At 74.0% G+C, this 14,326-nt stretch carries 9 protein-coding genes; 8 read left to right on the forward strand and 1 reads right to left on the reverse strand.

Annotated elements, in window-relative coordinates; genetic code table 11:
• Positions 1 to 200: 200 nt before the first annotated feature.
• Positions 201 to 1,538, forward strand: coding sequence for a hypothetical protein (locus AC0OLQ_RS25445; protein WP_484528373.1), 1,338 nt, complete (start codon positions 201 to 203; stop codon positions 1,536 to 1,538).
• 93 nt (positions 1,539 to 1,631) lie between these two features.
• Here AC0OLQ_RS25445 and AC0OLQ_RS25450 read toward each other — a convergent pair whose 3' ends face one another.
• A complete protein-coding gene (locus tag AC0OLQ_RS25450) occupies positions 1,632 to 4,334 on the reverse strand; it encodes an MGH1-like glycoside hydrolase domain-containing protein (protein WP_484528374.1) in 2,703 nt (900 codons plus the stop codon).
• Positions 4,335 to 4,376: 42 nt separating this feature from the next.
• Between AC0OLQ_RS25450 and AC0OLQ_RS25455 the strand changes: the two genes are divergently transcribed.
• From AC0OLQ_RS25455 to AC0OLQ_RS25485, 7 genes are all read left to right on the forward strand, one after another.
• Positions 4,377 to 6,320, forward strand: a complete 1,944-nt coding sequence (locus AC0OLQ_RS25455; RefSeq protein ID WP_484528375.1) for an amylo-alpha-1,6-glucosidase — start codon at positions 4,377 to 4,379, stop codon at positions 6,318 to 6,320.
• A 128-nt stretch (positions 6,321 to 6,448) separates the two neighbouring features.
• Entirely contained in the window at positions 6,449 to 7,774 is a 1,326-nt protein-coding gene (locus AC0OLQ_RS25460; protein WP_484528376.1) for a glycosyltransferase family 4 protein, read from the forward strand.
• Between the two features lie 78 nt (positions 7,775 to 7,852).
• Positions 7,853 to 9,739: a serine/threonine-protein kinase gene (locus tag AC0OLQ_RS25465; protein ID WP_484528377.1), complete on the forward strand. Its 1,887-nt coding sequence runs from the start codon at positions 7,853 to 7,855 to the stop codon at positions 9,737 to 9,739.
• A gap of 199 nt (positions 9,740 to 9,938) precedes the next feature.
• Complete coding sequence (locus AC0OLQ_RS25470) at positions 9,939 to 10,748, forward strand: metal-dependent hydrolase (protein ID WP_357340091.1); 810 nt, start codon at positions 9,939 to 9,941, stop codon at positions 10,746 to 10,748.
• On the forward strand, positions 10,745 to 11,674 hold the full coding sequence (locus AC0OLQ_RS25475) for an amidohydrolase family protein (protein WP_484528378.1): 930 nt from the start codon (positions 10,745 to 10,747) through the stop codon (positions 11,672 to 11,674). Before AC0OLQ_RS25470 ends, AC0OLQ_RS25475 begins: the two co-directional genes overlap by 4 nt.
• A 136-nt stretch (positions 11,675 to 11,810) precedes the next feature.
• A complete protein-coding gene (locus AC0OLQ_RS25480; RefSeq protein ID WP_484528379.1) occupies positions 11,811 to 12,926 on the forward strand; it encodes a LacI family DNA-binding transcriptional regulator in 1,116 nt (371 codons plus the stop codon).
• A 37-nt stretch (positions 12,927 to 12,963) separates the two neighbouring features.
• A complete protein-coding gene (locus tag AC0OLQ_RS25485) occupies positions 12,964 to 14,265 on the forward strand; it encodes an ABC transporter substrate-binding protein (protein ID WP_484528380.1) in 1,302 nt (433 codons plus the stop codon).
• The last annotated feature ends 61 nt before the right edge of the window (positions 14,266 to 14,326 follow it).

Consider the following 14,326-nt stretch of genomic DNA (forward strand, 5'->3'; position numbering starts at 1 on the left):
GTGTGCCGGACCGGGACACGGTACTGCCTGCCGGTCGCCCCGGCAGCCCGGTTTCCGGCACCCCCGCGGTCCCGCACCGGGACTGGCCGACAAGATCACCCCCAGCCGGACGGACGGACCGTCCGGACTGGCCGAAAGCCGTGCGACGGGCGGCGGGAACCCGACTGCGCGGACCAGGGCCCGGGCGGCATGCTTCATCGATGACGACCTCACGCGATCAGCCCCGCGCGACCCCGGCCCGGCGCCGGCGTCGCCGGAGGGCGGCCACCGCCGTGGTGGCCGCGCTCGCCGCCGCGGGCGGCGCGCTCCCCCCGTCCCCGGCCCTCGCGGTCAACGCGGTGCACTCCACAGTGGTCGGCACCAACCCGGTGGACTGGACGCCGCACGCGCTCGACGGCACCGTGTACCGGATCCTCCAGATCGGCAACCGGGTCTATATGGCCGGCTCGTTCACCAAGGTCCGCAACGCCGGGCAGACCGCCCAGCTGGCGATGCCGCGGCTGGTGGCCCTCGACGCCACCACCGGAAAGATCGACACCACGTTCCGGCCGGTGGTCAACAGCACGGTGAAGGCGCTCGCCGCCGCGCCGGACGGCCGCTCGCTCTACATCGGCGGCGCGTTCACCACGGTCAACGGCGTGGCCGCGCCGCGGGTGGCCCGGATCAACGCGGCCACCGGCGCGCGGGTCGCCGGGTTCGCCCCGGCCGCGCTCAACAACCAGGTCAACGACATGCGGCTGGTCGGCAACCGGCTGATCGTCGGCGGGGCGTTCCAGACCGTGGGCGGGGTGACCCGGCGGGCGCTGGCCGCGTTGAACGCCACCACCGGCGCCGCCGACGCGTCGGTCAACCTGCGCATCGAGGGTCCCCGGAGGACCACCTCCGGGGTCACCGCGCCGGTCAAGATCGAGGCGCTGGACGTCTCCGCCGACGGCCGCCGGCTGGTCTTCGTCGGCAACTTCAGCTCGGTCGCCGGCGTGGCGCGCCACCAGCTCGCGGTGGCGAACCTGAGCGACACCGGGGCGACGCTCTCCGGCTGGTCGACGCTCCGCTACCAGCCGCAGTGCGCCGCATCCACGCCCACCTACCTGCGCGGGGTGGACATCTCCCCGGACGGCACCTGGTTCGTGGCGGTCACCACCGGCGCCGCGTTCCCGGGCACGCTCTGCGACGCGGCCTCCCGCTTCGAGTTCGGCACGGAGACCGCCGCCAAGCAGCCGACCTGGGTGAACTACACCGGCGGCGACACGCTGCTCTCGGTGGCGATCACCGGCGCGGCGGTCTACGTCGGCGGCCACCAGCGCTGGCTGGACAACCCGTACGGGCACGACTCGGCCGGCGCGGGCGCGGTGTCCCGCCCGGGGATCGGGGCCATCCACCCGACCACCGGCAAGGCGCTGGCCTGGAACCCGACCAAGACCCGGGGCGTCGGCACCGCCGAGCTGTACGCCACCGACCGGGGGCTCTGGGTCGGCAGCGACACCGTCACGATGGCCGGCGAGTACCACGCCCGGGTGGCGTTCCTCCCGCTGCCGTGAGCGCGAGGAGTGCGCCGGATCCGCGAGCCCCGCAGTCGCGAACAACGGCTCTCTGAAGCGGTTGGGGCGCGGCGGTTCCGCCGCGCCCCACCGTCACCGGCGCAGGGTGAGGATCAGGTCGGCGACCAGGGCCGTCCACCCGGTCTGGTGCCAGGCGCCGAGGCCGGCGCCATTGTCGCCGTGGAAATACTCCGGGAAGCAGATCAGGTCCCGCCAGTCCGGGTGGGTCTGGAAGAGCTGCGCCGCGCCGTAGATCGGCCGCCGGCCCCAGCCGTCCCGGGTGAACAGCGAGATCAGCCGGGCCGACAGGTCGTCGGCGATCTCGTCGAGGGTGCGCTTCACCCCGGACCGGGTCGGATACTCCACCTGGAGGTCGTCGCCGAAGAAGGCGGCGTAGTCCCGCAGCGCGCTGACCAGCAGGAAGTTGGTCGGCATCCAGATCGGGCCGCGCCAGTTGGAGTTGCCGCCGAACAGGCCGCTGGTCGACTCGGCCGGCTCGTAGCCGACGCTGAACTCCTGGCCGCCGAGGGTCACCGTGAACGGCTTGTCCAGGTGGGCGCGGGAGAGCGTGCGCAGCCCGTACTCGGAGAGGAACTCGTCGGGGTCGAGCATCCGGGCGAGCAGCCGGACCACCTGTTCCGGGCCGACCATGGAGAGCAGCCGCTGCTGCCGGCCGTCCGGGCCGAGCCGGCGGGCGCCGATCACCTCGGCGTACTCGGGACGGTTGGTGAGGAACCAGCGCAGCCGGGCGCCCAGCTCGGGCAGCCGGTGCAGGGTGCGCGCGGTGAGCCGGGTGACCGCGGCCAGCGGCAGCAGCCCCACCACCGAGCGGACCTTCAGCGGCACCTTCGTACCGTCGGCCTGCCGCAGCACGTCGTAGAAGAACGCGTCCTCGTCGTCCCAGAGCCCCTGGTCGTATGCGGCCGCCGCGATGTACGCGAAATGCTCGAAAAACTTCGTCGCGGTGTCCACGTACGCCCGGTCGTGCTCGGCCAGCACGACGGCCATGTCGAGCAGGTTGAGCGCGTACATGGCCATCCAGCCGGTGCCGTCGGACTGCTCCAGCACCCCGGCCACCGGCAGCGCGGCCGAGCGGTCGAACGGGCCGACGTTGTCCAGCCCGAGGAAGCCGCCCTCGAAGACGTTGTTGCCGCCGGTGTCCTTCCGGTTGACCCACCAGGTGAAGTTGAGCAGCAGCTTGTGCATCACCCGGGCCAGGAACTCGTGGTCCCGGCAGCCGTCGATCTCGAACACCTTGAGCGCCGCCCAGGCGTGCACCGGCGGGTTCACGTCGCCGAACGCCCACTCGTACGCCGGGATCTGCCCGTTCGGGTGCAGGTACCACTCGCGGAGCAGGAGCAGCAGCTGCTCCTTGGCGAAGCCGGGGTCGACCCGGGCGATGGTCACGCAGTGGAAGGCCAGGTCCCAGGCGGCGTACCAGGGGTATTCCCACGGGTCCGGCATGGAGATCACGTCGAAGCTGTTCATGTGCCACCAGGCGCTGTTGCGCCCGTGCCGGCGGCCGGCCGGCGGCGGCGTGGAGCCCGGGTCGCCCTCCAGCCAGCGCTTGACGTCGAAGTGGTAGAACTGCTTGCCCCACATCAGCCCGGCGATGGCCTGCCGGGCGACCAGCGCCTCGTCGGCGCTCGCGGCGGCCGGGATGACACTGTCGAAGAACCGGTTCGCCTCGGCCCGCCGGGCCCAGAGCACCGCGTCGAACCCGTCGCCGAGATCCGCCGGGGGCGGCGGAGGGCTCGCCGGGGGCGGGGCGGTGCGGGTCAGCCGCAGCCGGATCTGCCGCTGCCCGCCGGCCGGCACGTCCAGCACGTAGTGCAGCGCCCCCTTGGTCCCCTCCCGGTCGGGGTTGACGGTGTCCGCGCCGGCCACCACGTGGTCGTTGATCCCGTCCTTCGGGTACGCCGACCGCCCCGGCAGCCCCCACAGCCGCTCGGCGTTGGTGTCGTTGTCGCAGAGCAGCGGCGTCGGCGCGCCGTCGCCCTCCAGCCGGAGCTGGCCGAGCACCCAGTGCTCGCCGACCAGCCGGGAGCCGTCAGCCACCAGCCGGGGCACCCGGTCGCCGCCGGGCAGCCCCCACGCCCAGGTGTTGCGGAACCAGAGGGTGGGCAGCACGTGCAGGGTCTGGTCGGTGTCCCCCCGGTTGGCCACCGTGATCAGCACGCACAGGTCGGTCGGGGACGCCTTCGCGTAGTCGACGGTCACCGCCCAGTACCGGTCGTCGTCGAAGATCCCCGTGTCGACCAGCTCGTACTCGGTGTCGTCCCGGCCGCGCAGCGCGTTCACCGCGACCAGCTCGTCATAGGGGAAGGCGGCCTGCGGGTAGTGGTAGCGCCAGCGCATCCAGGAGTGGGTGGGCGTGGAGTCCTCGTACCACCAGTAGTCCTTGACGTCCTCCCCGTGGTTGCCGCCGTCGCCGCCGAGGCCGAACATCCGCTCCTTGAGGATCGGGTCCCGCCCGTTCCACAGGGCCAGGGCGAAGCAGAACGTCTGCCGGTCGTCGCAGACGCCCGCCATGCCGTCCTCGTTCCACCGGTAGGCTCGGGACCGCGCGTGATCGTGGGGGAAGTAGTCCCACGCCGTGCCGTGTTCGCTGTAGTCCTCCCGTACCGTCCCCCACGCCCGCTCGGACAGATAGGGACCCCATGCGCGCCAGTCCTGCTCCCCGGCGTCGGCCTGGGCGAGCCGGTGCCGCTCTGGGTCGGGGGTCGCGGAGTTCGGACGGTCGGTGATCACCTGCACATCTTCGACGCCGCCGGGGTACTTGACCACAGGGGCCATTGTCGTCGTGGCGGGTGACACCCCGCCGGTGGTGGAGGAAAGTTGATCGAGATTCGCTTCGGTCCGCAGGTCTGCGGGGATCTGTCCGCGTCGTCGACCCGGGAGTGGCTGGTCACCGACGGGCGGGGCGGCTACGCCATGGGCACGGTGGCCGGGCTGCGCACCCGGCGCTACCACGGGCTGCTCGTGGTGGCCGGGGATACGCCGGCCGCCCGCAAGGTGGGTCTGGTCAGCCTCGACCCGGCGGTGACCCTGCCGTCCGGGCGGCAGGTCCGCCTCGGCGCGCACGAGTGGTCCTCCGGCGTGGTCGACCCGCGCGGCTTCGAGCTGCTGGAGCGCTTCGACCTCACCGAGGGGGTGCCCCGCTGGCGCTGGCGGGTCGGCGACGTGGTGATCGAGCGGGAGATCGCCATGGCGTACGGCCGGTCCTGCGTGGCGGTGGTGCACCGGCTGATCTCCGGCGGCCCGGTGCGGCTCGACCTGGCCGCGGCCTGCACCTGGCGGGACGCCCACGGCGAGCGGCGGGCGGACGGCCCGACCCCGCGACTGGAGCAGGTGGCCGGCGGGGCGGTGGTGGAGGGCGCGTTCCGGCTGGCCGGGCCCGACTGGACCCCCGAGGGGCGGTGGTGGCTCGGCGCGCACCACCGGGAGGAGGCGGCGCGCGGGCTGCACCCCGACGAGGATCTCTGGTACGCGGGCCGGTTCTCCGGCGCCCTCGACGAGCCCGGCGCCGAGGTGTCCGTACTGGCCTGGGCGGACAACCTGGCCGAGGAGCCGCCGCCGGCAACCGCGCTGGTGGAGGCGGCCCGGCGTCGCCACCGGGCGGTGGTGGCGGCGGCGAAACCGGACGACGACGTCGACGCCACCCTCGCCCTGGCGGCCGACGCGTTCGTGGTGCGCACCCGCACCGGCCCGGACGTGGTTGCCGGCTACCCCTGGTTCGGGGCCTGGTCGCGGGACACCATGACCTCCTACGAGGGGCTCTTCCTCCGCACCAATCGCGGCGACGAGGGCCGGGAGCTGCTGCGGGCGTACGCGGCCACGCTGTCGGAGGGGATGCTGGCGAACACCGCCGACACCGGGCGGGTGGAGCACAACACGGTCGACGCGACGCTGTGGTTCCTGCACGCGGTCAGCCGGCACGTCACCGTCACCGGCGACACCGACCTCGGCGCGGAGCTGCTGCCCGCGCTGCACGGCGTGGTGGCGGCGCACGTGGCGGGCACCCGCTACGGCATCGGCGTCGACCCGGCCGACGGGCTGCTCACCCAGGGCGGCCCGCCGGACGTCGCGCTCACCTGGATGGACGCCCGGGTCTACGGGGAGCCGGTCACCCCGCGCACCGGCAAGCCGGTCGAGGTCAACGCGCTCTGGGTGAACGGCCTGGCCGGGCTCGCCGAGCTGACCGAGCTGGCCGGGCAGGACGCCACCGAGTTCCGGGGGCGGCACGCGCGGGCCGCCGCCGCGTTCCGGGAGCGCTTCCCCACGCCGGCCGGCTGGCTGCACGACGTGGTGGACGCGCCGGCGCCCGCGTACCCGCTCGGTGGGGCGCCGCACCACGACGACGACCTGCTCCGCCCCAACCAGCTGCTCGCCTGGTCGCTGCCGTACGCGCCGCTGGAGCCGGACGAGGTCACCCTGCGCCGGGTCGCCGAAGGGCTGTTCACCCCGCTCGGGCCGCGCAGCCTCTCCCCCGACTCCCCCGGTTTCGTCGGGCGGCACCGGGGCGGCCCGGCCGAGCGGGACTCCGGCTACCACCAGGGCACCGTCTGGCCCTGGCTGATCGGGCCGTTCGTCGACGCGTACCGGCGGGCCGGTCTGCCCACCGACGATCTGCTGGTGGGGCTGGAGGGGCACCTGACCGAGTACGGCCTGGGCTCGGTGAGCGAGACGGCCGACGGGCTCGCCCCGCACGCCGCCACCGGCTGCCCGTTCCAGGCGTGGTCGGTGGCCGAGCTGCTGCGCGTCCGACGGCTGCGCCGGTAACACGTTACAGACCGGCAACCGGCGCGTCTCCGCTGGTTATCGACCGCTGGGCAGGATGGGCTGCGACTCCACGACGCGCCCCACGCGGTGCCGTCGCGGTGCGGAAACCACAACCCAGAGGGGGCCGCATGTCCGCTGACGCCGAAGTGATCGACATCCAGCCCGCCCGGCGCCAGCGGGTGCTGATCCTCTCCTGGGAGTACCCGCCCGTGCTCGTCGGTGGCCTCGGCCGCCACGTGCACGCGCTCTCCGTCGCGCTGGCCGCCGCCGGCCACGAGGTCACCGTCGTCACCCGGCACGCCGAGGGCGCCCCTCTGGAGGAGTACGCCGACGGCGTGCGCGTCCTGCGGGCCGCCGAGGACCCGGTGCGGTTCCCGCTCGCCACCGACTCGCTGCTGGCCTGGACCATGGCGTTCAACCACACCCTCACCCGGGCCGCCCTGCGCGCCGCCGAAGCCGGCGACTACGACGTCGTCCACGCCCACGACTGGCTGGTGGCGCACACCGCGGTCACCCTCGCCGAGCACCTGGACCTGCCCCTGGTCACCACCATCCACGCCACCGAGGCGGGCCGGCACCAGGGCTGGCTGCCGGCGGAGATGAACCGCACCATCCACGGCGTCGAACACTGGCTGAGCAACGCCTCGGCCCGGGTGATCGCCTGCTCCGGCTACATGCGCGACCAGGTGGCCCGGCTGTTCGACGTGCCGGCCGGGCGGATCGACGTGGTGCCCAACGGGGTGGACCACCGGGCCTGGCACGCCCGCCCCCGGGCCGTCTCCGCCGCCCGGGCCCGGTTCGCCGGGGCCGGCCCGCTGGTCGGGTACGCCGGCCGGCTGGTGTACGAGAAGGGCGTGCAGCACCTGGTGCACGCGGTGCCGTACCTGCGCGACCGGCACCCGGGCCTGCGGGTGGTGATCGCCGGCGACGGCCCCTACCGGGACGAGCTGGTCGACCAGGCGCGCCGGCTGCACCTCACCGACACCGTCCGGTTCGCCGGCTTCCTGGACGCCGCCCACCTCCCGGCGGTCCTCGGGGCCACCGACGCGACGGTGGTCCCGAGCCTCTACGAGCCGTTCGGCATGGTCGCCCTGGAGGCGGCCGCCGCCGGCGCGCCCCTCGCGGTGGCGGAGACCGGCGGCCTCGCCGAAATCGTCGAGCCCGGAGTGACCGGGGTGACCTTCCCGCACGGCGACCCGGACGCGCTGGCCGGCGCGGTCGACCGGCTGCTCGGCGACGAGGTCTTCGCCCGCCGGGTGGCCCGCCGGGCCCGCAGCGTGGTCGCCGAGCGCTACGCCTGGTCCGCCATCGCCGCCCGGACCGCCGGCAGCTACGCCACCGCCCGCCGTGAGCACGGCGCGTTCCAGGCCCGCCGGTCGGCGGCCCTGCCGCCCGGTGGCCGATCCGCCATCGCCATCCCGGACGGAAATCTGCTGGCCGGGGCCGCGAGCTGAGCCGCGCCGCCCTGACGGGCGATAGGTGTTGTCCGATCCGTTGGCTATTGTGGACATCCACCAGCGGTGAGGAGTGCGGTGCAGCAGGTAGTGATCGCCGGCCGGTACCGCCTGCTCGACCTGGTCGGACGCGGCGGGATGGGCCGGGTCTGGCGAGCCCGGGACGAGATGCTGCACCGCGAGGTGGCGGTGAAGCAGGTGGTGCCGCCGAACTGGCTCGCCGCGCCCGAGCGCGACGAGGTGCGCGGCCGGACACTCCGCGAGGCGCGCACCGCCGCCCGGCTCAGCCACCCCAACGTGGTCCGCGTCTACGACGTGGTCCGGGTCGACGACGACCCGTGGCTGGTGATGGAGTACGTCCCATCCCGGTCGCTGCAGGAAATCATCGAGACGGACGGGCCGGTGGACCCGCGCCGGGCCGCCGGGATCGGGCTGGCGGTGCTGGCCGCACTGCGCGCCGCGCACGAGGCGGGGGTGCTGCACCGGGACGTGAAGCCCGCGAACGTGCTGCTGGCCCGGGACGACCGGGTGCTGCTCACCGACTTCGGGCTGGCCGTCTTCGACGGCGGCGACGGGATGATGACCCGACCCGGCCTGGTCCTCGGCTCCCCGCAGTACGTGGCCCCGGAGCGGGCAGCCGAGGGGGTGTCCAGCATCGAGGCGGACCTCTGGTCTCTCGGCGCCACCCTGCACGCGGCGGTGGAGGGCCGTTCCCCGTACGCCCGCAGCACCGCGATGGCCACCCTGACCGCGCTGGCCAGCCAGCCGCCGGACCCGGCGCCGCACGCCGGCCCGCTGGCGCCGGCGCTGGCCGGGCTGCTCCGCCGCGATCCGCGGCACCGGCTCGGCCACGACGGCGCGGCTCGGCTGCTGGCCGCCGCCACCGCACCGAGCGTCGACGTGCCGGCCCGGCCGTCCCCCGCCGCCACGCCGCCCCACGTACACCCGTCGAGCTGGGACAGCACCGACGCGGGCGCGGTGCCGCCACCGCCGGAGGACGGGTTCCCGGACGTGATGCCGCCGGCCGCCGCCGCCCGGGCGTGGAGCCGGGCCGCGCGCGGCCGACACACCCGTGACGTTCCACCCGCCACCGGGCGGGACGGCGACGGGGGCACGGAGTGGGCGGCATACACCACCGGCGCGGGCCGCGCCTCGGGCGACGAGGCGGCGGGCGTACCGGAAGCAGCCGGAAGCGGCGGGAGCGCGGAGCCGGTGGCGCCCGCGCCCGCCGTCACCGACGTCTCCGGCACGCACGGGCCGGCGGCTCCGGCCGTCACCGCCGCCGCGCTCGCCGTGGCGGCGGGGATCGGCACCGCGCTGGCCGTCACCGACGACCACGACAGGCGGCCGCAGGGTGACCCGCACGCCGAGGCGCAGGACGAGCCCTGGGGGCACCCTCCCGGCCCGCCCGGTGGTCCGCCGCCCGGCGCTCCGCCACCGCCCCCCTTCCCCTGCGTTCGGCCCGAGGCGACGGGCACGCCGGTGGGGGCCGGTCCGCCGCCGCCCGACGCGGCGCTCACCCTGCCGGCGGGCTGGAACTGGTACGCCGACTCCGCCGGCTTCCGGGTCGCCGTGCCGGCCGGTTGGCTGCGGTTGCGTTCCGGCAGCACCACCTGTTTCCAGGACCCCGTCACCCGGCGGATCCTCGGCGTCGAGCCGTACCCGGGCGGCGGTGACCCGGTGGGCCAGCTGCGGGCGGCCGAGCGGGACCTGACCACCGGCGGCCGGCTGCCCGGCTACCAGCAGGTGCGGCTGACCGCCGACGGCGGCGGCGCGGAGTGGGAGTGCCGCTGGACGGCGCCGTACGGGGAGCGGCTGCACGCGCTGCGGCTGCTGCCCGGCGACGTCGGCGGGTGGACGCTCGGCTGGACCACCTCCGACGCCGACTGGTCCGCCTCGGCCGGGCAGCTCGCGCTGATCCGGGACAGCTTCCGGCCGGGCCGCTCCACCCGCCCGGCCGGCTGACACGCGGCGTCTCATCACCGACAGATCCCCCGGCCCCGCCGGGTCGGGACGACATACTTCCTGGTGATCCGGGGGCACCCGCCGGACGGTCCCGCGAGCCCCTCCCCAGTGGACCGTCCGGGTGATGCCCCGCGGCCCGATGCCTAACTACAGTGGCGTAGTTTTTGTCGATCAAGACCTCTGGGGAGGGCGAGCCGAGATGATGGGACCGTCCCACGCGCTGTCCGGCGCGGCCGTGTGGCTGGCCGGCTCCTGGGCGCTGGACCAGTTCGCCGACTACCACCAGACGCCACTGGCGCTGGCGGTCGGCACCGCGGTCTGCGCGGGCGGGGCGCTCTTCCCCGACCTCGACCTCTCCGGCAAGGTGACCCGCAACCAGGGCGGCGCCACCGTGGCCCGGACGTTCGGGGTGTTCAGCCTCTTCATCGCCGAGGTGATGGAGAAGATCTCGCTGGGCGTCTACTACGCGACCAAGCTCAGCCGGGATCCGCGCCGCAACAACGGGCACCGGACGCTGACCCACACCCTCCCGTTCACCCTGCTGGTCGGCTGGGGCACCACCGCGCTCTGCGCCGCGTACGGCAAGTGGGCGGTGGTCAGCATCCTCTTCTTCATGATCGGTCTGGCGCTGCGCGGGCTCTTCGACGAGTGGGCCGAGCGGGCCGGTTGGGTGGTCGTCACCCTGTTGTCGGCGGCCGCGGCCTGGTTCACCTTCGCCAACCTGCCCGGCGACCGCGGCTATCCGCTCATCGGCACCGCGGTCGGGGTGGGCTGCTTCGTGCACATCCTCGGCGACATGATCACCAAGGCGGGGGTGCCGATCCTCTGGCCCATCCCGATCAAGCGGCGGATGTGGCTGATGATCGGGCTGCCCAACGGCATCGCGCTGCGTACCGGGAGCAAGGCCGAGACGATCGTGCTGCGCGCGGCGCTGACCGTGCTCGCCGTGCTCGCCGCGGTGGGGCTGGTCGCGCCCTCGGTGCTGCACCGGTTCAACATCGAGGTATGAGGGACCCGGTGGACGGCGAAGGGCCGGCGGACCACACCGGGCCGCCGGCCGAGGACGCGGCCGTGCCGGAGTTCTGGCGGCGGCTCGGGTTGCCCGGGCTCGCCGACGTGCACACCCACTTCCTGCCGCCCCGCATGCTGCGCAAGGTGTGGGCGTACTTCGACGCGGCCGGGCCGCTGGTCGGCACCGAGTGGCCGATCCGCTACCGGTGGGACGACACGGCGCGGGTGGCGCACCTGCGCCGGCTCGGCGTGCGGGCGTTCACCGCGCTGGCGTACCCGCACCGGCCCGGCATGGCCGAGTCGCTGAACGCCTGGACGCTGGAGTTCGCGGCGCGTACGCCGGGTTGCCTGCCCTCGGCGACCTTCTTCCCGGAGCCGGCGGCCGCGCGCTACGTGGCGGACGCCCTGGCGGCCGGCGCCCGGGTGTTCAAGGTGCACGTCCAGGTGGGCGGCTTCGCGCCGACCGACCCCGCGCTGGACGCCGTGTGGGGGCTGCTGGCCGAGGCCGGCGTGCCGGTGGTGGTGCACGCCGGGCACGCGCCGGTCGGCACCGCCCACACCGGACCGGCCTCGTTCGCGGCGCTGCTCGCCCGGCACCCGGGGCTGCCCGCGATCGTGGCGCACCTGGGCGCGCCCGACTACTCGGCCTTCCTCGACCTGGCCGAGCGGTACCGGCAGGTGCGGCTGGACACCACCATGGCGTTCACCTCGTTCTTCGACCGGTTCGTGCCGTTCCCCGCGGCGGAGCTGCCGCGGCTGCGGGAGCTGGGGCTGGCCGGCAAGGTGCTGCTCGGCAGCGACTTCCCGAACATCCCCTACCCGTACGCCAGCCAGCTGACCGGGCTGGCCCGGCTCGACCTCGGCGACGACTGGCTGCGGGCGGTCTGCTGGGACGCGGCCGCCACGCTGTTCGACCTGGCCTGAGCCGGCCGCCGCGCCGGCGGCGGCGCCATCTTGTCACCGGCTATTGACGTGCCCGCAACACCTGGCCTACCTTGCTGTCGAAACGCTTCGTCGAAGCGCTTCGACAACCGCCCTGAAGCGCCGGAGGAGGTGCGGGATGGCCACCATGCAGGACGTCGCCCGCCGCGCCGGCGTGTCGGTCAGCACCGTGTCGTACGTGCTCACCGGCGCCCGCCCGATCTCCCAGGCCACCCGGGACAAGGTGCACGCCGCGATGGCGGACCTGGACTACCAGCCCAACGCGATGGCCCGGGGGCTGGCCAGCCGGCGCAGCCGGATCCTCGGGCTGCTCATGCCGATGGACGAGCGCGGCCTGGGCGCCACCGAGACCGCCTTCGTCACCGGCGCGGCGGCCGCCGCCAGCGCCGCCGGCTACCACCTGGTGCTCTCCCCGATCGGCGCGGGTGACAGCGACGAACTCCGCCGGCTGGCCAGCCAGCGGATGCTCGACGGGGCGCTGCTCATGGAGGTGCAGCTCGACGACCCCCGGGTGGACCTGCTGCGCGAGCTGGGCGTCCCGCTGGTGCTGATCGGGCGCACCGCTGACACCACCGGCCTGTCGTACGTCGACATCGACTTCGACCGCACGGTCCGGGACGCCGTCGACCACCTGGTCGGGCTCGGGCACCGGCGGATCGTCTACGTCAACCACTCCACGGCGACCATCGCGCAGGGCTACGGCCCGGCGCTGCGCACCCGGGACGCCTTCGTGGCGGCGATGACCGGGCACGGCCTCGACCCGCTCATGATCGCCGCGGAGGACAGTGCGGCCGGCGGGCGGGCCGCGCTGAGCGACGCGTTCGGCCGGGCGCCCGACCTCACCGCGGTCCTCGCCATGAACGAGAACGCCGTCTTCGGCATCCTCGGCGAGCTGGTCGGACGGGGCCTGAGCGTGCCGAGCGACGTCTCGGTGATCTCGATGGTCACCTCACCCCAGGTCGCCGAGCTGGCGACACCGGCGCTCACCGCGATGACCTCACCCGGCTCCGCGCTGGGCCGGATCGCGGTCGAGACGCTGCTGCGGCACCTCGACGCCGGCAGCGGCGAGATCCACCAGCAACTGCTCCCCTGCGTCCTGGAGGTCCGCGGCTCGAGCGGACCACCCGGTGCGGCGGGTGGCGACAGCACCACCGGGGCCGGCCCTGCCAGGCCGGCGCCGGCGCGCACCGAGGAAGCAGCCCGCCGCCGCGCTGCCACGCGACGACGGGCCTGAGGGAGTACCGGCTCGATACTCATCAAGGAGACTAGCAATGCAGCGACTCCGGAGAGTCGCCGCGGCGGCCGTGGTGGCCGCGCTCGCGGCGACCGGCGTGACCGCCTGCGGCGACGACGGCGAAAAGGGCAGCGGGGCGAAGGTCCTCAAGCTCTGGCACTACGAGAGCGCCAACAGCGCGATGGGCGTCGCCTGGGACAAGGCGATCGAGATCTTCAAGCAGGAGCACCCCGGCGTGGAGGTCCGCTTCGAGCGCAAGGCGTTCGAGCAGATCCAGCAGAACGCCGGCATGATCATCAACTCGTCCGAGGGCCCGGACATCATGGAGTACAACAAGGGCAACGCCACGGCCGGCCTGCTCTCCTCCCAGGGCCTGCTCACCGACCTGACCGGCGAGGCCACGAAGCGCGGCTGGGACAAGGCGCTCAGCCCCAGCCTGCAGACCACCGCCCGCTACGACGACAAGGGCGTGATGGGCTCGGGCAACTGGTTCGGCGTGCCGAACTACGGCGAGTACGTGATGGTCTACTACAACAAGGACCTGTTCACGAAGTACGGCGTCAAGGTGCCGACCACGCTCGACGAGATGACCGCAGCGATGGACACCTTCGTTGGCAAGGGCGTCACCCCGCTGGGCACGGCGGGCGCCGAGTACCCGGCCGGGCAGCTCTTCTACCAGCTCGCCCTGTCGAAGGCGGACCGGGCGTTCGTGAACGACTACCAGCTCTACAAGAACCCGGTCGACTTCCACGCCGACCCGCTCAAGTACGGCGCGGAGACCTTCGCGCAGTGGGTGGGCAAGGGCTACGTGTCGAAGGACTCCGCCAGCGCCAAGGCGGAGGACATGGGGACCGCGTTCATCGCCGGCAAGACCCCGATGATCGTCTCCGGCAGCTGGTGGTACGGCCGGTTCAAGGACGAGATCAAGTTCGACTGGGACACCTTCCTCTTCCCCGGCAACAAGCTCAACGCCGGCTCGTCGGGCAACCTCTGGGTGGTCCCGGCCAGCAGCAAGGCCAAGAGCCTGGCGTACGACTTCGTCGACATCACGCTGCGCCCGGAGGTCCAGGCGCTGATCGGCAACAACGGCGGCGTCCCGGTCGCCGGTGACCCGGCCAAGATCAGCGACCCGAAGGACAAGAAGCTGATTGAGAACTTCAACGCGATCAGCGGCCAGGACGGCCTTGCCTTCTACCCGGACTGGCCGGTGCCCGGCTACTACGACGTGCTCGTCTCCGGCTTCCAGGGGCTGATCAACCGGTCCAAGTCGCCCGAGCAGGTGCTCGACGCGATCGCCAAGCCCTACCAGGACGGCGTCGCGGAGATCAAGCGCGACTGACGACGGCGCGGGTGGGCGGCGCCCGGCGCGACCGGGCGCCGCCGCCCCACCGCGGAAGGAC

The sequence above is a fragment of the Micromonospora sp. Utrum1 genome (assembly GCF_057197805.1).